At 68.1% G+C, this 20,683-nt stretch carries 17 protein-coding genes; 9 read left to right on the top strand and 8 right to left on the bottom strand.

Annotated elements, in window-relative coordinates:
- Window positions 1-37: 37 nt before the first annotated feature.
- A complete protein-coding gene (pulA, locus tag ACWEN0_RS47275; RefSeq protein WP_451988288.1) occupies window positions 38-4,615 on the bottom strand; it encodes a pullulanase-type alpha-1,6-glucosidase in 4,578 nt (1,525 codons plus the stop codon).
- Between the two features lie 677 nt (window positions 4,616-5,292).
- Here pulA and ACWEN0_RS47270 point away from each other — a divergent pair.
- Both ACWEN0_RS47270 and ACWEN0_RS47265 read left to right on the top strand, forming a co-directional pair.
- Window positions 5,293-6,231 carry an ABC transporter ATP-binding protein gene (locus tag ACWEN0_RS47270; RefSeq protein WP_451988286.1) on the top strand — a complete coding sequence of 313 codons (939 nt, stop codon included), beginning with the start codon at window positions 5,293-5,295 and terminating at the stop codon, window positions 6,229-6,231.
- 17 nt (window positions 6,232-6,248) lie between these two features.
- Complete coding sequence (locus ACWEN0_RS47265; RefSeq protein WP_451988284.1) at window positions 6,249-6,977, top strand: ABC transporter permease; 729 nt, start codon at window positions 6,249-6,251, stop codon at window positions 6,975-6,977.
- Window positions 6,978-7,012: 35 nt separating this feature from the next.
- Here the strand turns inward: ACWEN0_RS47265 and ACWEN0_RS47260 are convergent, their stop codons facing one another.
- On the bottom strand, window positions 7,013-7,501 hold the full coding sequence (locus ACWEN0_RS47260) for a MarR family winged helix-turn-helix transcriptional regulator (protein WP_451988282.1): 489 nt from the start codon (window positions 7,499-7,501) through the stop codon (window positions 7,013-7,015).
- Between the two features lie 22 nt (window positions 7,502-7,523).
- On the opposite strand from ACWEN0_RS47260, the gene ACWEN0_RS47255 reads away from it, so the two are divergent.
- Together ACWEN0_RS47255 and ACWEN0_RS47250 are read left to right on the top strand one after the other, a co-directional pair.
- Window positions 7,524-8,399, top strand: a complete 876-nt coding sequence (locus ACWEN0_RS47255) for an NAD(P)H-binding protein (protein ID WP_451988280.1) — start codon at window positions 7,524-7,526, stop codon at window positions 8,397-8,399.
- Between the two features lie 349 nt (window positions 8,400-8,748).
- A complete protein-coding gene (locus ACWEN0_RS47250; protein ID WP_451988278.1) occupies window positions 8,749-9,795 on the top strand; it encodes a zinc-binding dehydrogenase in 1,047 nt (348 codons plus the stop codon).
- Window positions 9,796-10,067: 272 nt separating this feature from the next.
- Here ACWEN0_RS47250 and ACWEN0_RS47245 read toward each other — a convergent pair whose 3' ends face one another.
- A complete protein-coding gene (locus tag ACWEN0_RS47245) occupies window positions 10,068-11,060 on the bottom strand; it encodes a tetratricopeptide repeat protein (RefSeq protein WP_451988276.1) in 993 nt (330 codons plus the stop codon).
- 374 nt (window positions 11,061-11,434) lie between these two features.
- Between ACWEN0_RS47245 and ACWEN0_RS47240 the strand changes: the two genes are divergently transcribed.
- From ACWEN0_RS47240 to ACWEN0_RS47225, 4 genes are all read left to right on the top strand, one after another.
- Window positions 11,435-12,079, top strand: a complete 645-nt coding sequence (locus ACWEN0_RS47240) for a thiopurine S-methyltransferase (protein WP_451988274.1) — start codon at window positions 11,435-11,437, stop codon at window positions 12,077-12,079.
- Between the two features lie 173 nt (window positions 12,080-12,252).
- The gene (locus ACWEN0_RS47235) at window positions 12,253-12,639 is read left to right on the top strand and encodes a hypothetical protein (RefSeq protein WP_451988272.1); all 387 of its coding nucleotides are present in this window, start codon (window positions 12,253-12,255) and stop codon (window positions 12,637-12,639) included.
- Between the two features lie 24 nt (window positions 12,640-12,663).
- Entirely contained in the window at window positions 12,664-14,472 is a 1,809-nt protein-coding gene (locus ACWEN0_RS47230) for a metallophosphoesterase family protein (protein ID WP_451988270.1), read from the top strand.
- Window positions 14,473-14,501: 29 nt separating this feature from the next.
- A complete protein-coding gene (locus tag ACWEN0_RS47225; RefSeq protein ID WP_451988268.1) occupies window positions 14,502-15,239 on the top strand; it encodes a hypothetical protein in 738 nt (245 codons plus the stop codon).
- Between the two features lie 9 nt (window positions 15,240-15,248).
- On the opposite strand, the gene ACWEN0_RS47220 is transcribed toward ACWEN0_RS47225, so the two are convergent.
- The 5 genes from ACWEN0_RS47220 to ACWEN0_RS47200 form a co-directional block, all read right to left on the bottom strand.
- The gene (locus tag ACWEN0_RS47220; protein ID WP_451988266.1) at window positions 15,249-15,587 is read right to left on the bottom strand and encodes a hypothetical protein; all 339 of its coding nucleotides are present in this window, start codon (window positions 15,585-15,587) and stop codon (window positions 15,249-15,251) included.
- A gap of 80 nt (window positions 15,588-15,667) precedes the next feature.
- Window positions 15,668-15,985 carry a hypothetical protein gene (locus tag ACWEN0_RS47215; protein ID WP_451988264.1) on the bottom strand — a complete coding sequence of 106 codons (318 nt, stop codon included), beginning with the start codon at window positions 15,983-15,985 and terminating at the stop codon, window positions 15,668-15,670.
- A 265-nt stretch (window positions 15,986-16,250) separates the two neighbouring features.
- On the bottom strand, window positions 16,251-17,810 hold the full coding sequence (locus ACWEN0_RS47210; RefSeq protein WP_451988262.1) for a M4 family metallopeptidase: 1,560 nt from the start codon (window positions 17,808-17,810) through the stop codon (window positions 16,251-16,253).
- Window positions 17,811-17,940: 130 nt separating this feature from the next.
- A complete protein-coding gene (locus ACWEN0_RS47205) occupies window positions 17,941-18,318 on the bottom strand; it encodes a hypothetical protein (protein WP_451988260.1) in 378 nt (125 codons plus the stop codon).
- A 270-nt stretch (window positions 18,319-18,588) separates the two neighbouring features.
- Window positions 18,589-18,819, bottom strand: a complete 231-nt coding sequence (locus ACWEN0_RS47200) for a hypothetical protein (protein ID WP_451988258.1) — start codon at window positions 18,817-18,819, stop codon at window positions 18,589-18,591.
- A 243-nt stretch (window positions 18,820-19,062) separates the two neighbouring features.
- Between ACWEN0_RS47200 and ACWEN0_RS47195 the strand changes: the two genes are divergently transcribed.
- Window positions 19,063-20,649 carry an MDR family MFS transporter gene (locus tag ACWEN0_RS47195; RefSeq protein WP_451988256.1) on the top strand — a complete coding sequence of 529 codons (1,587 nt, stop codon included), beginning with the start codon at window positions 19,063-19,065 and terminating at the stop codon, window positions 20,647-20,649.
- The last annotated feature ends 34 nt before the right edge of the window (window positions 20,650-20,683 follow it).

Below are 20,683 nucleotides of genomic sequence, written 5' to 3'. Positions count from 1 at the left end.
CGCGGGAGGGCCCCAGCCGGCGCCGCCCGGCCGGGCGTCAGCGCTCGAGAACCACCACCGACCTCGCCGCGCCGGCCTTGCGTTCGGTGGTGACCGGGCGCCACCCGTCCCCCGGCAGCGCGACCTGCTTGTCCACCGGGTACGGGTTGATCACCACCAGGATCCCGCGCCGGGCCGGGTCGACGTCCGGACCGGCGGTGTCGTCGATGTGCATCGCGATGACACCAGGCTCGGCCGCCGGGAAGGAGACTTTCCGCTGGACCATCCGGGCGTCCCCGAGCTCGAACAGCGGAGACGACCGGCGGATCCGGAGCAGCTCGAGCATCCGGTCCTGGGCGGTGGCCTGGTCACCGGCCGCCGGCTTGGCCAGGGTCAGCGCTTCGCGCGCGTACGGCCACTTGCCGCTGTTGTCCGCGGCCGGCGGGAGACCACGGCCGAAACCGTTGTCGCCCGGAACGGGGTCGTAGCCGTTGAACCAGTCACCCGAGTCGTAGCTGTTGCGGTCGAGCGACTTCGACCGCAGGAACTCGGTGCCGGCCAGCACGAACGGCTTGCCCTGGCCGAGCAGAGCCGGGGCCAGCGCGACGGTCTGCATGCGGACCCGGTCGGCCATCGACGTCGCCGGCCCCAGCTTGTAGGCCAGGGCGTCGTACAGGGTCTCGCCGTCGTGCGCGTCGACGTAGGTGATGGCTTCGCCCGGCTGTCCGGTGTAACCCGCGGGACCGCCGTTGTACTTCAGGTCGCGGCCGCTGACGACCGGGCCCGCCGTCGAGGCGAACCGGTAGTCCGCGAGATTGCCCGCCATGCCGAGCTTGACGAGGTCACTCGCGTCCCGCAGGCGCGCGGACACGTCCCCGTTGGCGGGCGAGCCGTTGAGGTCTCCGGCCAGGCCCGTGCCCAGGCCCTGGACCCGCGGGTCCGAGTCGAAGGCGCTGCCGCCTCGCACCGCGTCGCGGAGCCGGTCGTTGAACGTGCCGACCCCGGTACCGGCCAGGTTCGCCTGACCGGCCTGCACGAACCGCGCGTTGTCGGCGACCTCCCCGAAGTTCCACCCTTCGCCGTAGATGCCAAGCTTGCGGCCGTCGACGCCGTCCTTGGCCACGGTCAGGGTGTCGAGCGCTGAGCGCACCGCGAGGATGTTGGCCTTCGGGTGGTGCCCCATGAGGTCGAACCGGAACCCGTCGACCTTGTACCGCCGGGCCCAGCCGACGACCGAGTCCACGACCAGCTTGCCCATCATCGCGTTCTCGGGCGCGAGGTTCGAGCAGCAGGTCGAGTTGGCGATGGTCCCGTCCAGGTTGAGCCGGTAGTAGTAGCCCGGGACGATCTTGTCGAGCACCGAGTTCGGCGCGTCGCCCGCGGCCGAGGTGTGGTTGTACACGACGTCGACGACCACGCGGTCGCCGTTGGCGTGCAAGGACTGGACCATTTCACGGTACTCCATGGACCGGGCCCAGCCGTTCTGCGCGTCGTCGGTCGCATACGAGCCTTCGGGTACGTCGAAGTGCAGTGGGTCGTAACCCCAGTTGAAGCCGTCTCGCGCGGCGACCGCGGCGACGCACGCCTGCTGGGCGTCCGATGTGGCGGACAGCGCGGGCAGGTCGCAGGCCGGCCGAGCCTGATCCGACCGTTTCTCCGGGATCGTGGCGATGTCGTAGGTCGGCTGGAGGTGGACGGTGTCCATGCCGACCTCGGCCAGCTTCGCCAGGTGCTTCATCCCGGCCGAGTCCCGGTGGGTGAACGCCCGGTAGGTGCCCCGCTCCGCGGCCGGGACGCTGGTGTCGCCGATCGAGAAGTCCCGCACGTGCAGCTCGGTGATGGCGCCGCCGATCCCGTGGGCGACCTCCTTTGCCCAGCCCCTGGGCATGGTCCGCCGGTCGGTCAGGTCCGCGAACTGCGAGAGCGTGGAGTCGACGGCGAGTGCGGTCGACGCGGGATCGGTCACCGTGACAGCGCGCTGCCAGTTCGTGACTTCGTAGTCGTAATAGCGATCCTTCCAGGCGCCTGAACCGGACCAGGAGCCCGACGCGTCGTCGCGCCGCAGGTCGACCATTTCGGAAGGCGGCCCCGACGGCCGGTCGTAGAGCCTCAGCCGGAAGGACTTCGCCGTCGGCGCCCACAGCCGGGCGGTAACGTTGGCGCCGTCGAACATCGGCCCGTAAGCGAGTTTCGTGGCGGCGGCCGCGTAGCGGTCGTCGACGACGCCGGCGATCTGGACCCCCGTCCGGTGCAGGATGCCTCCGTCCGCGTCCGTGTGCCGGGCGACCAGCTTCTCGCGGAGCATTTCGTCGGTGAAGCCGGCCATCCGGAACACCGGTTTGCCCCGCAGGTGCGGGAACCCGGCCGGAATGGCTTCGGACGTCGGGGTGAGCCGGACCGAACGCTCGCCGTGGTCCAGCCAGTAGGTGTCGGAAGCGCTGACCGGGACGTCCCAGACGACCAGGTCACGGCTGACCCAGATCGCCTTGGCCTTCGTCGGGTCGTCCTCCACCGAGGGCGCCGGCGCCCTTGTGAGCCGGACGAAAGCGCCGTCGGCACCGATCCCGTCGTCCTTGGCCACCACCCGCAGCTCGACCCGCTTCCCCGCCTCGGCCCCGGGAACCGCGGAGAGGTCCGCGAAGACGCGGTACGGCGCCGCGTCATCAGTGCCGAGCACGGTCCACCGCGAGGTGCCCTCGGCACGGGCGGCGAAGGTCGCTCGCATGCCACCGCCAGTGATTCCGGTCGCGGTCAGTTCGACGCGCCGGTCGGCCCGCGTGCCGGGCGGTGCGACGTGCAGGACCGGCTCCGGCGTGAAAGCCGCGGGGACGGTCGTGGCCTGGTAGACCACACTCGTCAAGGCCGGGACGATGACCTCCAACGTGCCACTGGAGACGCCGGTCCCGGGTCCGGTGCGCGGCCAGGTCATCCGGTAGGCGGCACCGGGCACCGGCACCTCGACGGTGGCGGGCCGAGTGCCGGCGTTCGCGACGACGACATTGCGCTCGCCGCGCCCGAAGGCCAGTACGTCGCCCTGTGCCTTGAGGAGGACCTGGTTGCCGCTCCGCCAGGAGGTGTCCCGGTCGAGGAACTTCGCGAGCGAACCGAGCCGGCGGTAGAGTGGCGTGGTGGTGTCGTAGTTGTCCCTGGCGCCGGTGCTGCCGCTGCCGACCAGGTGTTCCTGCGCGTACTCGGGTGTCCTGCTGGCGAACATGTCCTGCCGGGCGAGCTTGTCGCCGCCCCTGCCGGCGAAGCCCTGTTCGTCGCCGTAGTAGACCACTGGATTACCGCGCCAGAAATAGAGCAGGTCGTTGCCAAGTTCGAGCCGGGAAAGCAGCTCACCGTCGCCGATCCCCGGCCGGTCACGGCGCAGCAGGCCGGCGATCCGGCCCATGTCGTGGTTGCCGAGGAAGGTGGGGGCGGAGTGCGCGTTCGAATCCGCGTCGGTGTGGCGGTCGTCGTCCACCAAGGCCGTCGCGAGCTGGCCCGCGCCTTGACCGGCGAGGAAGGTGCGGACGCCGTCCTGGAACGCGAAGTCCAGGGTGGCCGGCATCCGACCGGTGGTGGTGTACTTCGAAGTCGCGGCGGGGTTGGTGTCGAACACCTCGCCGAAGACGTAGAAATCGTTCTTGCCGCGCTTCTTCGCGTGTTCCTTGACATAGGGGGCGAAGGCCTGCCAGAACTCGATGTTGACGTGCCGGACCGTGTCGACGCGGTAGCCGTCGATGTCGAGGTCGTCGATCCAGCGCACGAAGATGTCCTCCATGCCGGCGACCACGCGAGGGTGCTCGGTCATCAGATCGTCAAGGCCGAAGAAGTCGCCTTGTTCGCTGGACTCGCCGGCGAACGCCGAGTCGCCGCGGTTGTGGTAGAGGGTTAGGTCGTTGAGCCAGCCGGGTTTTTTCGCGACGGTGCCGGGCTTCGGCGTGTAGGGAAACGACCTCTTCGCGTCGAGCTTCGGGAAGTCGGCGCGGCCGGCGTACTGGTGGATGTCGAACGGCTTGCCGTCGGCGTCGAGGTAGGGCTTGTCAGCGGTGCTGACGTACCCGGTCCGTCCCTCGATGTGAGAGACGACGTCCGCGGTGTGGTTCGCGACGATGTCGAGGAACACCTTCATACCGCCGCGATGCGCGTCGGCGATGAGGCTCCGCATTTCGGCCATGGTGCCGAAGTGCGGGTCGAGACTGGTGTAGTCCGTGGTCCAGTAGCCGTGGTATGCGGCGGAATCGCCCTGCACCCACTGGTTGGCGAACATCGGGGTCAGCCAGAGCGCGGTGAACCCCATCCCGCGGATGTAGTCCAGCTTCTGGTGAAGTCCGGCCAGGTCTCCTCCGTGGTAGAAGCCCTTGTCGGTGGGATCGAACCCGGTCTTGGCCCGGCCGGTTTCGCCCGATCGGCCCTCGTCGTTGCCGTGGTCGCCGTTGGCGAACCGGTCGGGCATCACGAAGTAGGTCCGCTCACCCGAAAGGTCGTTGCGTAGGGCATCACGCGCCAGAGCGGTGTCACCCTCCCGAATCCCGGGCGAGATGTCGGTCACCGAGCCAAGGGTGAGCACCCCTTCCGGCTCGGCGGCCGCGGCGGTGGGCGACAGGGGGATGAGGGAAAGGACGATGAGCGCGGCCAAGGCCCGACGCATCGCTGCCTCCTTGCCTTCGTCGGATCGATGATCGGCTGCACACAACCACGCGCCGAAGTCGTCGGACAAGCTCACGAAGGCGGAAAAACGAAGACGTGCCGCAATCGACGATCAGTCCGCATTTCCGACACAAAAATAGCGGATTATCAAACCTGGTAAAACAATGTGGTTCACTTCGGGTCGGCCGGAGTTGCGGGACTTGCCTCGTGCGGAACAGTCGCGTGGTCACGTGGCAGGCGGAGCCGTGCGCCGCCCAGAGCCGGGGACCGCCACCGCCGGAGCCGTCGTCACGCCGCACCCTCGGAAAGTCCGATCCTCCGATCAGGTCTCCCTCGCGACGTCGCCGTAGATCTCGATGCCTGGGTGCGCCTGGACGACCGCGGCGGCGAATTCGGCCCGATGGCGGCGAGGGTGTTCATGGTGGCTCCGCCCCGGCGCTCGAGCGAGAGATACGAGAACCGTGGAGTCGGCACCTCAACCGGGCGATCGAGCACGAGAACCCACCCATGAGTGAAGGCCGGCAGGACGCGCCGGGCGATCGTCAATCCTGGTTGAACAATCGGCGCGCTTTGTCCAACGCGTCGCAGCAGGGCGGGCCGACCGGGTGACCGGCGTGGAAGCCTGATCGGGCTGACGGTGACGAGCGGCCGCAAGGCAAGGGCATTCCAGGAGCAGTCATGATCGAGGCAACCGGCCTCACCAAGCGGTACGGGAAGACGCTGGCGGTGAACAACCTGTCGTTCTCCGTGGCCGCGGGTCAGGTCACCGGCTTCCTCGGCCCGAACGGGGCGGGCAAGTCCACCACCATGCGGATGATCCTGGGCCTGGACAACCCGACGGGCGGCCAGGTCACCATCGGGGGCAAGAAGTACCACGACCTCAAGGAACCGCTGCGCACGGTCGGTGCGCTGCTCGACGCGAAGTGGGTGCACCCGAACCGCTCGGCGCGCGCCCACCTGCTGTGGATGGCGAAGTCCAACCGCATCCCGGCGAGCCGCGTCGACGAGGTGCTCGAGACGGTCGGCCTGACCAGCGTCGCGGGCAAGCGCGCCGGCGGGTTCTCGCTCGGCATGTCGCAGCGGCTCGGCATCGCGGCCGCCCTGCTGGGCGACCCGGAAGTACTGCTGTTCGACGAGCCGGTGAACGGCCTCGACCCGGAGGGCATCCTCTGGATCCGGAAGTTCATGCACCGCCTGGCCGAGGAAGGCCGGACCGTCTTCGTGTCGAGCCACCTGCTTTCGGAGATGGCGCTGACCGCGAGCAACCTCGTGGTGATCGGCCGGGGGCAGCTGATTTCGCAGTCGTCGACCGACGACTTCGTCGCCCGCGCGGCGGAGAACACGGTCAAGGTGCGCTCGCCGCAGCTGGCCGAGCTGCGGGACGCCCTGCAGCGCGCCAGCGCCGGGGTCGCCGAGGAGGCGAACGCGCTCGTGGTGTCCGGGATGGACAGCGACAAGATCGGCGAGATCGCCGCCGCCAACCGGATCGTGCTGCACGAGCTGAGCCCGCAGACCGGCTCGCTGGAGCAGGCCTTCATGCAGATCACCGGCGACTCCGTCGAGTACCACACCGGTCTCGACGCCGAGGCGCAGCACGTGCTCGAGTCCGCCAAGTAACCGGGGAACCCAAGACCATGAACCTGCTCGCAGTCGAACGCATCAAGCTGTTCAGCACCCGATCGCCGTGGTGGTGCGCGCTCATCACCTTGGCCCTGACCATCGGCTTCGCCGCGGTGATCGCGCTCGCGGCCCCGGCCGACAAGTCCATCGACGTCCTGACGACGCAGTACGGTGGAACGATTTTCGGCATCGCGGTCATCATGGTGCTCGCCGCGCTCGCGGTGACCACCGAATACCGCTTCAACACCATCCGCACCACGTTCCAGGCGGTGCCGCACCGCTCGCCGGCGCTGGTCGCCAAGGCCGTCGTCGTCGCCGTGCTGGGGCTGGTACTCGGCGAACTGGCGGGTTTCGGCGCTTGGGCGCTGGCCTCGGCGATGCGGCCGAACGACGATCTGGCGCTGCACACTGCACAACAGTGGTTCAGCGTCGCCGGCCTCGGTCCGGTCTTCGCCTTCGCCGGGGTGCTCGCGGTCGCTGTCGGTGTCCTGTTGCGGCACAGCGCCGCCGCGATCACCTTGCTGCTCGTCTACTACTTGGCCGCCGAAGACCTGGTGAGGCTGGTTCCCAGGGTCGGTGACCGGATAAACGGATGGCTGCCTTTCACCGCTGCCGCGAAGTTCCTCGGCTCCACTTCCAGCACGTCCGTACTGAGCCCGGCTTGGGCTCTTGTCTACTTCGCCGGTATTTCCGTCTTCGCACTGATGATCGCATTGATCATCGTGAAGAAGCGCGACGCCTGAACAATCTCGAAGACACGCCTCGGCCGCGAAGAAAGTCAAGGCGCTTCGGGCTGAGGGGTGTCATCGCGCATCGCCTTCTCCAGTCTGGTGAGCAAGTCGGTGAGCCGGGCGCGTTCACTTGCGGTGAGAGCGGATTCGTACAGCGCGGCGACACGGACGAGGTGCCGGCGGTAGCCGTGCTCGAGGACGGTCCTGCCGGCGGCCGTGATGCCGAGCCGGACAACGCGCCGGTTGCCCGGTTCGCCGACTCGGCCGACCAGACCACGATCGTGCAGCTTGGCCGCCAGGCGAGTCGCGTTGGCTGCCGACATGCCGAGCCATTCGGCCAGCTCACCCATCCTCGCGGTGCCGCGGGTGAGGTGCGCGAGCATGCGAAGCTCACTCCAGGTCAGCTCGGAGGAGACGAGCTGACGCTGCAACCAACGCTCGTGGGTCAAGGCGAAGCCGGCAACCTTGTCGCCGAGCGCGATGGTGTCGCCCGGGCTCTCGTCGTACGGCAAAGGTTTCTTTGGTGAATGTTTCATCACTGAAGTGTACGGTGATGGTATGACCACGTTGTTCACCGCCGTCACCGGTGTTTTCGGTCCTTCGCTTCTGCGGGCGATCGCCGAAGCGGCCCTCCCCGCCCGCGTGCTGGTGCGCGACCCGTCCCGGCTTTCCCTGCCGCGACACGTCCAGCCCGTCGTCGCGGACTTCGACGACCCGGGCTCACTGCGTGATGCGTGCACCGGTGTCGACCGGCTCTACCTCAGCTCACCCTCCGGCCCGCAGATGATCACGCGGCAGACCACCATGCTCGACATTGCCGCGGAAGCCGGGGTCGGCAGGGTCGTGCGGATATCCGCGCTCGGCGCCGACGAGCCGGTCGACGACGTGGTCGCACGAGATCACCACCGGATAGAACAGCACGCCGACGCCTCGGACATCCCTCAGGTGATCCATCTGCGTCCCAGCATGGTCATGCAGAACATTCTCAACGAGATCACTCCGCGCACCCGGCCGCTGGCGATCACCTACCCGTTCGCCGGGGTACGCCACCCCGAAGTCGACGCTCTCGACGTCGCCGACACCGCGATCGCGCTGCTGACCCGCGAAGACGTGCCGAGCCGGGCCGCCTACGACCTCACCGGCCCGGATGCGCTGACTTACACCGAAATGGCCGAGATCCTGACCGCCGCATCCGGAGAGCTCATCGCATACGAACCGATGAGCCTCGACGACGTGGAGGCTCGTTTCACCGGCGTCGTTCCGGCGTACCTGATCCAGCACATGCTCGAACTTTCGGCACTTTTTTCGAACGGCTTCGGGACAAGGGTAAGCGATTCCGTCACCGAAATTCTCGGCCGCCCAGCGACGACCTACGGGCGATTCGCCGCCAGGGAAGGCGAGACCATCCGGAAGCTGATCCGCACTTCGAGGTGAACACCGACGGCGGATGCCACCGGCGTCCGGACACCCGTACCGCCGCGGGAGATTCGAGGGTTCTTCCCGGACGGCGTGCCGTCCCCTGACGAGCCGTGCGGGCCGACCATGACGGTCGATCCTGTGTTCGCGCTCGATCTTCCACCTGGCTCGTCATGTCGCTCGAGGGGCGGGGACGTCCAGATCCGCGCGCGACGTCTCCGTCGACGGGCGGAGCCCAGCAGCGCTCACCACGCGGCCGGCGAGAGCGCTTTGAGGCGCGCCGAGTATCTGATCCGACAGTGCTGCGTGAGACTCTGTTTCCATGTCACCGACCACTCCGCCGTCGTCTGGGCCGCCGGCAGGGCCCGTGCCACTGACCATGCGTGCCGTCGTCATCACCGGCCACGGAGACCTCGATGTGATCGAGGAGCGTGAGATGCCAGTTCCCCGGCCGGGGCCGGGGGAGGTGCTGGTCCGGGTCAGCGCGGCGGGGTGCAACAACACCGATTTGTGGACTCGTGAGGGCTCCTACGGAGCGGCAGAGGACCCGGACGTCAAAACGGGATGGCTCGGTCCGCTCGACTTCCCGCGCATCCAGGGCGCTGACGTAGCCGGCACGGTGGTGGCATGCGGCGATCCGGCTGCCGTCGGACTCATCGGAGCGCGGGTGCTGGTGGACCCGGCCGAATATGACGGCCCGGGACCGGACGCGCACCCCGCCGACGTGCTCGGAAGCGAGCGGAACGGGGGGTTCGCCGAGTATGTTGTGGTGCCGAGCGCACGAGCCCACCCTGTCCACGGGTCGCCCCTGACGGACGTGGAGCTGGCCGCGCTTCCCATCGCCTACGGCACCGCGCTGGGCATGCTGGACCGCGGGTCCGTCTCGATCGGTCACACAGTGCTGGTGACGGGCGCTTCGGGCGGTGTCGGCCTGGCCGCGGTCCAGTTGGCCCGCTCGCGTGGAGCCCGGGTCGTCGCTGTTTGCAGTGGTGCCAAGGGAGAGGCCGTTCGCAGCGCCGGCGCCGACGCCGTGGTGGACCGGCGACGGGGTCACGTGCTCACTGATGCGGCTGCGGCAGCGCCGGAGGGGTACGACGCAGTTGTCGACGTCGCGGCCGGCGCAGTCCTCGGCCCCGGCCTCGGGCTGTTGAAGGCCGGGGGACGCTGGGTGGTCGCGGGCGCTCTCGACGGATGGGATGTCAGTATCGATGTTCGGCGGCTCTACCTCGCCAACCTGTCGCTGGTGGGCTCGACCATGCACACACCTCGGATCTTCGGTCACCTTGTGGAGATCGCCCGGCGGGGGGACGTCAGACCCGTCATCGCCGCAACCTTCCCACTCGGGGAAGTACGAGAAGCACAGAAGCAACTCGCTCGGCGCCGGCATGTGGGAAAGTTGGTAGTCGTCCCCTGACCCAACCACTGCCACGGCGCTCGGCGTGCACGTGGTGGATCATCCTGGTGGCCGATGCGTCGCCGGGCAGGTCGTCTGGATCGCGGGCGCGGCGCGGTCCCGTACGCTTCCGGTCGGCGCGGGCGCCGGTCGCGGTCGCCGATGTGCGGCGCCGTCCGCGCTCCAAGCCGGAGCCAGGGTCACCGCTGGAGCCGGACCGCGGCGAGAACGGCGTTCGGTGCCTCGGGGCGCCGGTCGGGCCGGACCGCCGGCGACGCCAGGGCGGGTGCGGCCTATGCCCCGGCCGGACCGGGGGACGCGGGCTTCCCTTCGGCGAGCGCGCGGTGGAGGTCGCGGCACTCACGCGCGGGCGTGACCGCCTCGTCGTACCGGCCCGCCGCCGAGTAGCGCGCCGCCAGGTTCTCCAGGGCCCAGGCCAGGTCCAGCCGGTCCCCGAGATCGCGGAACACCTCGGTTCCCTCCAGCCCGGCAGCGACGGCTTCGGTGTGCAGATTCGCTTTCCCTGCGTGCGATCCCAGCAAGACAGCCGCGCGCCCCCACTCGCCCTTGACCGACGCGTCACCGGCCGCGAGGGAGCGGTAGACCTCGACACACTCCCGTGCGGACCCGAACGCCGCCGCGTACCGGCGCGCCGCCGAAAACCGCGCCGCCAGGTTTTCCAGCGCCCAGGCGAGACCCCGCTGGTCACCGAGGATGTGATACGTGGCAACCGCGTCGATGGTCGCGGCGACGGCTTCGTCGTGCCGGGCGGCGGCGCCCGCGAGGGATCCACAGAGGACGGCCGCGGGAGCCAGGCGCGTCCGGTAGGACGCCTCCGCGGTGGTCAACCGCCGCAAGACGCTCCACGCCTGCTTCGCGGGTTCGACGGCTTCGGCGATCCGGCCCGCCTGCGAGAGACGCGAAGCAAGTCCCAGCAACGCATCCGCCAGCTTCCCCATGCCAGGACACTCGCCGGCCGCGGGCACCGGTCCGCCGCTCCCCCACGACCGCGTCCAGGCCTGCCCGCCGAAGACCGGCTTGACGTGCAGCGTTCCGTCGGCTGGGCGCAGCACGGCCAAGGCCACCGGACCGTCGTAGGCCGCCGGGACCGGTAAGTCACCGGCCTGTCCCCATTTCCGGACAAGGGGGCTGCCGCCGCCGGACAGCTCGATGCGCCACCTTCCGGTGGCGGGCTGCCACCATGCGACGTCGACGATTCCGTCACCATCGTAATCGGCGGGTACCGGGACGTCCGGGAACTCCGGTGCGGCAGCCGAGTGGCTCACGATTTCTCCTTTTTCCCATAGCGTTCCCGGTGATGATCGCCGAAGAAACGGCGGCCCGCGACCGCCATTTGCGCGTCCGCGGACGTTCAAGCCGGCCGACGGCTTCCGTTCGGCGCAGAAGCTGACTTCCTACGGAGCAATTCAATTGACCGAACGGTCACGCAGCGGAAAATGTCCGAAATAACCGAACAGCCATTCTTTACTTAATTTCCGAACGCGAGCCGCTTTTGTCAAACCCCCGAATTGGTGATCTTTTTTCATTGGAGCGCCAAAGCCTCCGGAAGATTGTGCGGCAGATCCACACAATCGGCGCTGGGCGACCAGCCGGTCACCTACGGTCGCATCGCACCATTCCCTCGGAACGGGAGTTCGACATGGAAGCAGCATTCTGGCGGGAGTCCTGGGAGCTGGGCGGCACGAAGACCAGCTTCCACCTGCCGAAGACACACGAGTACGCGAGCTCGCTGATCGACCGCGGCACGGTCGACGGTCTCAGCGTCCTCGTGCCGCTCTGCGGCAAGACAGTGGACATGGCGGCGTTCGCGAAGACGGCGGCGCGCGTGGTCGGCGTGGAGCTCGTTCCCGAAGCCGTCTTCCAGTTCTTCGAGGAGCAGGGCTTGCGCGCCGCGGAGGTCGCGCGAGGAGTCCACCAGGCCGGGAACATCACGATCTACAACAACGACCTGTTCGACCTGAGCCCGGCACGGCTGGGCTATTTCGACTTCGTCTACGACCGGGCGGCGCTCGTGGCGCTGCCGGAGCACATGCGCGACGCCTACGTCCGCAAGATCATGACGTTCACCCGGCCCCGCTCGCGGTACTTCCTCAACACCCTCGAGTACACGCCCGCACTGCCCGAGCCCCCGTTCTCGGTGACCCCGGCGGAGGTCAAGGGCTACTTCGGCGACCACTTCGACATCCGGCACGAACACGACGACCCGCGGCCCGGCCACCGCATGATCGAGAAGTTCAGGCTGGACCACCTCAGGGAGCACGGCTTCCTCATGACCAGGCTGTGACACACAAACAGTTAACTCTTCGTACATCGCAAATTCCTTGCGAATATTTTACAGTGAGAGGGAACTGGGCGAACAGACTCTCCGGCCGTGGCGAACAATGGATGTTCGCCGACGGCGGCCCTGGTGCAATGGGTGCGACCTCGGTACCACCTTCGACACCCGGAGAAGCGACCATGCGCAAGAGACTGCTCGCCGGCGTCCTCACGAGCCTCACGGCCCTGACCGGATCCCTGTTCATCGGCGCCGGCACGGCACACGCCGACGACTGCGCCCTCGACCTCGGCATCTGGTACTGCGGAGAGATCACGAACAACTCGGGCCACTACATCTACATAGCCGAATGGAGCCAGACCGGATACCGGCTCCCGCCGGGAGCGTACTCGAAGAACTACATCAACGACGTCGACCAGATCTGGTCGGACCTCTACTACGTCCGCATCAAACACAAGGACGGGAAAGTCACCGAAACCGCGCCCTACTACCGGCAGAAGGTTTCCGGGAACGAACACCTCAGCTGCAAGCAGATGGACTCCACGATCGTCTTCTGTTCGTTGGTCTGACGGCGAGCGCGGAAGAAATCCGAGATGCAGAAGAACGATCGGTCCCAGGCGTACACGACAGGACGCCGGGCTTTCCTGGGCGGTTCGCTGGCCGCCGGCGCGGCGGTGCTGGCGGGGGCCGTCCCGGCGACCGCGGTCACCGGCGGTTCCGGGGACAGCGGCCGGTTCGAGCTGCTGTGCCAGCCGTACCTGCTCGACCCGCTGGGCGACCGGATCCAGGTCATCTGGCACACCGAAACGGCCGGCGCCGTGCACCGGGTGGTGCACGGCGCCGCCGTCCGCACCATGAGCGAAGAGCAGGTGCTGACCGCCGCGCTCGGCTCACGGTCACGGGGACCGGGGTGGCGGGCCACCACGGCGAGCACCATGAGGCTCAGCCGGATGCGCGAAGACCACGACTCCCGGATCACCGGCCGGCCCGCGCCGCCGGGCATCGTGGACCGGCCGGTCTTCCGGCACCTCGCCACCGTCACCGGACTCGGCCCGGGCCGCACGCCCTACCGCGTGGTCTCGATCGACGAACAAGGCGGCCGCGCGGTGACCCCCGTCCACAGCCTGGGTCGCGCGCCGTCCCCGGACAAGGGCGTCCGTTTGCTGCTGACCAGTGATCACCAGCTGAAGACGATGGCGCCGGCGAACCTCGAGCTCGTGGCCGCGACCCTGGGCGTCGAGCTCGACGGCATCCTGATGGCGGGTGACCTGGTCAACACCCCGGACCGCGCGTCGGAGTGGTTCGACGACGCCTCCGGGCTCGCGTACTTCGCCGGCATGACGGGCCGAGCCCGGAAAGAGATCGCGGGGCGCCTCTACCGCGGCGCACCGCTGGTGCAGCACGCCCCTCTCTATCCGGTGATCGGCAACCACGAGGTCATGGGCCGCTACTCGGCGACCGCCTCGCTCAACACCCAGTTCAACGAACCTCAGCCCCGCTGGGCAGTTCGGCGACGCGTGCCTCCGGGCCAGCTCGACGACCGCTCCTGGAACGTGCGCACCTACGAGGAGCTGTTCCCGGCCCCGGCCAGCGCGTCGGGCGGCCCGCGGTGGTGGGCGCGGCGCATCGGCGACGTGTTCGTGGCCGGCCTCTTCGTGACCCAGATCTGGCGCACCCCCAACCCCGGCGTCAGGGGAAAGTACAGCGAAGCTCCCGAAGACTTCGCCGAACCGGACCGCTGGGGCTACGGGCAGTTCCCGTTCGAGCCGGTGCACCGCGACAGCCGGCAGTACCGCTGGCTGGACCGCGAACTGAGGTCGCCGGCGGCGCGGTCGGCCAAGGTCCGGGTGGTGATGTTCCACCACCCCGCGCACGGGCTGGGCGACAACTCGGCTCCGCCCTTCTGCGATCCCGTCCAGACCGTCGACCGGGATCCCGTGACCGGCGCGGTCACCGGTGTCCGCTACCACTACCCGCTCGGCGAGGACCAGATCCTACGCGACCTCGAGCCGCTCGTGGACCGTCACCGCGTACACCTGGTCCTCAACGGCCACTCGCACATCTGGAACAGGTTCCGCAGCGCGCGCGGGACCCACTGGCTGGAGACGTCGAACGTCGGCAACACCTACGGCGCGTACGACACGACGTCGGGCCGGGCACGCAACCTCCCCGAATCGCCCGACTACGTGAAGCAGGGCGACCCGGGGGGCCTGCGCCCGGTGACGCCGACGATCGCGCCGCTGCGGACGGCCGACGGCAGTCCGCTGCCTTTCGTGTCAAGCAACACGGTCACCGTGTTCTCCATGCTCGACTCGGCGGCCGGGGTCGTCCGGTCGTACCGCTACGACACCGCCGACCCGGCGGGCGACACCATCCTGTTCGACGAGTTCCCCCTGATTTGACCCCATTGTCGATGGAAGGAAACGAAGTCATGACACGCTCCTACCGGCTGGCGGCCGCGGTCACCGCAGCAGCCGCGGTTCTCGCGACGATGTCCAGTGCAGCGACGGCCTCAGCAGCCGCCCAGTGCGGCAGCCTGCAAGCGGGCGAGACACTCACTCGTGGCCAGCAGGTGGACTCCTGCGACGGAGCCTTCAAGTGGGTGATGCAGAACGACGGAAACTTCGTCGAGTACCGTAACGTCGACGGCGTTGCCGTGTGGAGCTCCAACACCGGCGACGGCGACCACGTCACCTTCCAGGGAGATGGCAACCTCGTCGTCTACGCCGGCGGCAATGGACGCTTCGCGACGAACTCCGGCGGGTTGGTCAACGGCACGGTTGCGTTCCAGAACGACGGGAATCTGGTCGTCTATCGGGACAACGGCACCGTCGCGTACTCGAACGGGAAACGGCTCCCGTACACCAGCTCGGTGATCGGCCGCTGGTCGGACAACGCCGGCACGGCCGTCAAGAGCATCGGTGCCGACGGGTTCGTCACGTCTTACTGCACTCAATCGCTGTACCTGGACGCCCAGGGTGGCGGTGTCTTCACCGGGCGGATGAGCGCCGGCGGATGCTGGCAGGGCAAGCCGACCGGATCCTACGAGGAGAAGTGGACTATCTCCGGCGATTCCGCGTCGGTCTTCTGGAAGAACTTTTCCGGGCTGGAGAGCGACAACTACAAGACGACGACCGGTTCCCGGAGCTACACCCGAATCCGGTTCTGAGAGCAGCCGTCAGTCCGGCGTCTCGGTGACGTCGAGCACACGCCGCAATGCCCGGTCCGCGGCCAAGAACGATTTCGTGAAAGCAGCCCCCTGATCGTCGGTCAACCAGCGCAGCTGGTAATCGACCCCGCACCAGTGGATCTCCGTGGTCGGCCGGAGAGAGTCCGGTTCGGTCGCGCGCTCGTCGCGGAACCAGACCACGGGATCCACCTCGCTGTGCCGGAAGAATTCGAGCAGCGTGGTGGGGCGACCGTCAGGTCCCGGTGCCACGGAGACCAGGAGGTAGGCCAGTTCACGCCCGTCGCGCACCATCGCGGCGAACCGGGCGGGGTGATCGGAGTAAGGCATGGGTCGCCTCTCACGGAGACAGGGCTGATGGACCGGTTCGGGGTGGACGCGACGTCCGCCCCGAACCGGTCGTCAGCCGATCAGAACAGCTTGGTGCAGGAAATCTTCACCGTGCCGTGCCAGCCCTCGTCGTCGTGTGTGGTGAACTCCTTGGTGGGCACGCACCGGTCCGTCTTGTAGCCGTCGGCGTTCGCCTTCTTGTAGGCGTCGTCCCCGGCGTTCACGAGTGCCAGGTACTTGCCGATGTCACCTCCGATCGAACTGGTCCCCGTCCCGGTGAACTCCTGGACGATCGGGTTTCCGGCCGGCTGCGCGGCCGAAGCGACGGCGGCGCCTGTGCCGGCCGAGAAGACGGCGAGCGTGAGCCCCGCCGTCGCGACCCAACGTCGATAAGTCATGAGGCCTCCAAAATTATTCGATTTCCGGTTTCGGAAGAGCGCCCCCAGGGAGGGACTTGCGCTTGAGATCAAGCTAATCGGCGACACCACAAGATGAAATCCGTCATCAGGGTCACAGAATGTGCATTTCGTGAATTTCCGACTTGAACTTGCGCGCAACGACGAATACTTTTCGGTAACTTCCCGGGAGCCGCGAGGAAACAGAAAACCGGCCGCACCCCCGTGTCTCCCGGGGGGTGCGGCCGGTGTCGTCCGGGCAGACCGGTCAGCGGCTCAGTTCGGTGGCAGTGGCCGCTTTGCCCACGTTGGTGCAGTCCGCACTCGTGAAGCCGCCGCTGCCCGAGCTGACGTACTGGGCGCACACTGAGGACAACGTCCGGGCGAGGTCGGCGTACTTCGCCGTCGAGGTGAGCGCCGTTTCGACGCCGAACCACAACAGAGCGGATTTGGTGATGCCGAGCCCGGCGACGGTCTGGCCGTTGAAGGAGCCGCCGTCGGCGATCAGCTGGGCGACGTGGTTGCCGACTCCGCTGTTGATGTGCACGCCGCCGCTGTCGGCCGATCCGGTGTACCAGTACGAGCTGCCCTTGCGATCCGGCTGGCCGTAGGCCGTCGGGGTCTTCATGTCCCGGATCACGCCGAGCGAAGAGCCTTCCCCGATCTTCCAGCGGTTCGCCGGGGTGTCGTCGGAGCTGCCGTTGCCCAGGTCGACGAATTCGCCGAAGATGTCCGACAGCGCCTCGTTGATGGCACCCGACTCGTTGAGGTACTCGAGCCCGTTGAGCTTTTCCGTGACGCCGTGGGTGAGTTCGTGCCCGGTGACGTCGTCGGTCGTGACGCCTTCGCCGAAGGCCATCTGCTCGCCGTTCCAATAGGCGTTGGTCCACGGGCACTGGGTGGACGAGCCGCGCTGGCAGAGCCGGACGGTGCCGCGTAGGGCCTTGCCCCGGCCGTCACCGTAGTCGGCGCCGATCAGGTTCGTCAGGTCGGTTCCGATCCGGTCGCGGTAGAACCCCGCGGTGTCGCCGAAGTAGGTGTAGACGGCGTTCACGTCGGCCTGGCTCGACGCGGCTCCACCCTCGACCCGGGAGGCGGCGAACGTGGTGCCACAACGGACGGCCGTGTTCGCGGCGGTTTCCGACACGATCGCCCGGTCGGCGTCGCACACCACCCGGTTCAAGGCGTGATTGGTGCTGGACCAGGACTTCACGACGGATCCGCTCTCCGCGGAGACGAGCACGACCCAGTTGTCCTCGTCATCCTCGCCGCGCAGCTGCACGCGGTAGACCGGCACCGCGCGGCCCGGCGTGCCGGGCTCGCCGGCAAGGGTGGCGTCGTACCAGAACGGCTCGGTCTTCACCACACGCGCCGACGCCCGCGCCGCAGTGGCCGCCGCGGCCCTCGATGCCCGTTCGGCGGCCTGCGTGCCGGCGGGGAAACTCCCGACCGTGGTGGAAGTCAGTTTGCCCTGCGCCGAGATCAGCTCGCCGTGGACGTTGAGAAGCTCACTGACCTCGCCCCCGAAAACCGGGACGCCGTGGACGACCTGCCGGAGGCGCACGGTCCGGCCGGCCGGAGTGCCGCGGTCCGCCTCGACCCGGAGCTGGTCTCGGGGAACTTCGAACCGGTCGGCGACGAGGCCGGCGAAGTCACCGCCCGGGGTGGACCGGGCCGGGACGACCTGCCTGACGCGCCCGTCGGCGTCCCGGCCGACACCGACCGGCGAGGACGTGTCCGCGGGGGTCGCGGCCCCTGACGGCCAAGCGGAGAACGCTGTGAGCAGGACCGCGACACCCACCGCAACGTGAGTTCTCTTCTGAGCCATGACGTCCTCCCAGGACTTCGATCACGTGTAGTCACGTGCCGGGAAGATGTTCACACTTAAGTGGTCATCCTAAAGTCGATTGATCACGGTAGTCGCGCAATCGACACTCACTATGTGGACAAAACCGACATCAGTTCGTGTAGGAGGTGCAGGTGATCGTCTGGCTCGACGACGTGTTCCGGACAACGAGCTGAACCGTGTTGAGGTCGTTCGCGTTGCTCGCCGACCACTTCGTCGTGAACGGTGTCGTCTTGCCGGACGTCGAAGCGAGAAGCCTGCCCGTCTCAGCGTCCTCCCAGCGGATGTCCGCGGCCGCCGATCCCGAAGACCGGCAGTCGACGTGCGCCGCCGCTTGCCCCAGCGACGCGGCCATCCCGACGTCGAAGAAGTCCTTCGCCTTGGGCGGAACACTCTTCGTTTCAATGGTGTAGGAAACGGCGGCATCGGCGGTTCCGCCGGCGAGCAGACAGCCAAAGGAAACGGCGGCCGCGACAGCGATCTTGAACATGGTTTCTCCTGACCGGGAACATCCGGCAATAGTCCGGAGTGGACCGCGGCGAGGTGCCGGCGTCGAGCGCTCTGGACGCTTGGCCGACACCCCACCGCGAACTCGGGGGACGTCCCTGGCCGGAGACGACATGCTGCCCGCAGGTCGCGCAGCCAGGGTTGGCAGACTTACAATACCGCCAAGACATGGCGCACCACGCACTTTTTCACGCGTTCACAGAATCCGAAAAGAGTGTCTGCACACTCACACCCTCGGGGATCCTTCCCGGACTCAGCCACACTCTCCTTTCAGGGTGGCAATGAAACCGGACGAAGACTCGTACGTCGCGAGGTCATATTTTTTCGGCAGCTTCGGCTCGCAGAACCTGCGAGCTTTGGACAGGGCATCGTCTTCAGCCTGCTGCTTCGTGTGCTTGGCGTCGGAGGTGACGATGACACTTGTTCCGGCGAACGCCGGCGCGGGCGTCACGACGAGCGGGGCCGCGCACGACAAGGCCGCCACGAAGACCAGATTACGGGACCGCATTTATTACTCCTGTCAATAGAGGAACCCTACTTTTGCACCGCTCGGCACAATACGGAGATATTGTTTGCGTACTGCGTAAAGTTACCTCGCGAGCAGAACCCGACGTTAGCCGATGGTTGCGGCGTGGACAACACTTTCGGGCGACGCGCGCGGATCAACAAAGGCCAGGCAAGTATCTTAACTTGCACTTAAGAAAAGCCCGAACACCCGGAGGAATCAATGACGGCATCCGAGACGACCGCGGGCCAAACCCGGCGGTCCCGGACCGGCTGGGCGGTGGCGGCACTCGCTGCCGTGTTGCTGCTCGTCGCGCTGGACCAGACCGTCGTCGGCACCGCCATGCCGCAGGTGATCTCCGAACTGCACGGCTTCGAGCTCTACGGCTGGGTCACGACGGCCTACCTGCTCGCCGAGATGGTCGCCATCCCGGTGTTCGGCAAGCTGGGCGACCGGTTCGGCCGCAGCAGGTTGACCATGGCGGGCGTCGGGATCTTCCTGGCCGGCAGCTGGGCCGGTGGGCTGTCCGGCGGCATGACGTCATTGATCCTCTTCCGCGGGGTACAGGGCCTGGGCGGAGGCATCGTCCTGGCGACGCTGTTCGCCCTGATCGCCGACATCTACCCGGACCCGGCCCGCCGAGCCCGCGCCCAGGGTGTCTTCGGCGGGATGTTCTCGCTGGCCAGCGTCGTCGGGCCGTGGATCGGCGGGCTGATCACGGATCATTTCAGCTGGCGCTGGGTGTTCTACGTCAACCTGCCGGTCGGCGCGGTAGCACTGGTGCTGCTGCCGATCGGCCTCGCCGGGATCGCGGCAGGAACCCCGGCCGAAGACCGGAAGCCGATCGACTGGGCGGGCGCCGTCACGATCTCCGGTCTCGCGGTCGGAGTGCTGCTCGGCCTGACCTGGGTCGGCGACGGCGACGGGTGGACCTCCGCACGCGTTCTTTGCGCTTTTGGCGCCGCCGCGGTGTTCTTCGCCGCCTTCGTCGTCGCGGAGCGCCGCGCGGCCGACCCGATCCTGCCCGGTGCGCTGTTCCTGGACCGGACCGTCGCCGGCATCCTGCTGGCGGTGACGGCGCTCGGCTTCGCCATGTTCGGCGCCATCATCTACACCCCGCTGTTCGTGCAGGGCGTGCTCGGGTCGACCGCGACCGGCTCCGGCACCGTGCTGCTGCCGCTGGTGCTCACGATGACCGCCAGCGGGATCCTCGCCGGCTCCCTGCTCGCCAAGTGGGGCCGGGTACGGCCGTTCATCCTCGCCGGGGCCGGGCTGACCGTGGGTGGCACCACCCTGCTCGCCACGCTCGACGCGCACAGCTCGCAGCTGACCGCGGGTTGCTTCCTCGTCTTCCTCGGCGTGGGCATGGGACTGCTGATGACGGCGGGCACGACCGGCGTTCAGGCCGCGGTTTCGCCGGACCTGCTGGGTTCGGCATCGTCGGCGACGCAGTTCCTGCGCACCCTCGGCTCGACGATCGGCACCGCCGTGCTCGCGAGCGCGGTCGCGAGGGGCTACTCCTCGGCCTACCGCCCGGCCGGTTCGACACCGCGGGAGCTGGCGGCGACCCTCGCCGACCCCGACGTCGTCTCGAACGCCGACGCGCTCGGGCGGATCACCGCATCCGGGTACCCGCGCGAAACCGTCGACGTCGCGATCGGCGCGGCGCGCGAAGCGCTGGCATCGGGGTTGCGCGGTGCGTTCGTCATCGCGGCCGCCGTCGCGGTGCTCGCGGTCGGTGGCGCGGTCCTCATGCGGGACCTCGAGCTGGACCCGGCAGCGGCCGGATCCCGGCCGGACAAGCACTGATCGCGGCACTCAGTGATCTCCCAGGCACAGCCCA

It is taken from the genome of Amycolatopsis sp. NPDC004378 (genome assembly GCF_053602455.1).
This window is presented reverse-complemented; position numbering and strand designations above follow the sequence as displayed.

What these genes read in the sequence shown, in the direction of transcription:
- pulA (WP_451988288.1), bottom strand. Translation starts at nt 4,615, where the DNA reads ATGCGTCGGGCCTTGGCCGCGCTCATCGTCCTTTCCCTCATCCCCCTG.
- ACWEN0_RS47270 (WP_451988286.1), top strand. Translation starts at nt 5,293, where the DNA reads ATGATCGAGGCAACCGGCCTCACCAAGCGGTACGGGAAGACGCTGGCG.
- ACWEN0_RS47265 (WP_451988284.1), top strand. Translation starts at nt 6,249, where the DNA reads ATGAACCTGCTCGCAGTCGAACGCATCAAGCTGTTCAGCACCCGATCG.
- ACWEN0_RS47260 (WP_451988282.1), bottom strand. Translation starts at nt 7,501, where the DNA reads ATGAAACATTCACCAAAGAAACCTTTGCCGTACGACGAGAGCCCGGGC.
- ACWEN0_RS47255 (WP_451988280.1), top strand. Translation starts at nt 7,524, where the DNA reads ATGACCACGTTGTTCACCGCCGTCACCGGTGTTTTCGGTCCTTCGCTT.
- ACWEN0_RS47240 (WP_451988274.1), top strand. Translation starts at nt 11,435, where the DNA reads ATGGAAGCAGCATTCTGGCGGGAGTCCTGGGAGCTGGGCGGCACGAAG.
- ACWEN0_RS47235 (WP_451988272.1), top strand. Translation starts at nt 12,253, where the DNA reads ATGCGCAAGAGACTGCTCGCCGGCGTCCTCACGAGCCTCACGGCCCTG.
- ACWEN0_RS47230 (WP_451988270.1), top strand. Translation starts at nt 12,664, where the DNA reads ATGCAGAAGAACGATCGGTCCCAGGCGTACACGACAGGACGCCGGGCT.
- ACWEN0_RS47225 (WP_451988268.1), top strand. Translation starts at nt 14,502, where the DNA reads ATGACACGCTCCTACCGGCTGGCGGCCGCGGTCACCGCAGCAGCCGCG.
- ACWEN0_RS47220 (WP_451988266.1), bottom strand. Translation starts at nt 15,587, where the DNA reads ATGCCTTACTCCGATCACCCCGCCCGGTTCGCCGCGATGGTGCGCGAC.
- ACWEN0_RS47215 (WP_451988264.1), bottom strand. Translation starts at nt 15,985, where the DNA reads ATGACTTATCGACGTTGGGTCGCGACGGCGGGGCTCACGCTCGCCGTC.
- ACWEN0_RS47210 (WP_451988262.1), bottom strand. Translation starts at nt 17,810, where the DNA reads ATGGCTCAGAAGAGAACTCACGTTGCGGTGGGTGTCGCGGTCCTGCTC.
- ACWEN0_RS47205 (WP_451988260.1), bottom strand. Translation starts at nt 18,318, where the DNA reads ATGTTCAAGATCGCTGTCGCGGCCGCCGTTTCCTTTGGCTGTCTGCTC.
- ACWEN0_RS47195 (WP_451988256.1), top strand. Translation starts at nt 19,063, where the DNA reads ATGACGGCATCCGAGACGACCGCGGGCCAAACCCGGCGGTCCCGGACC.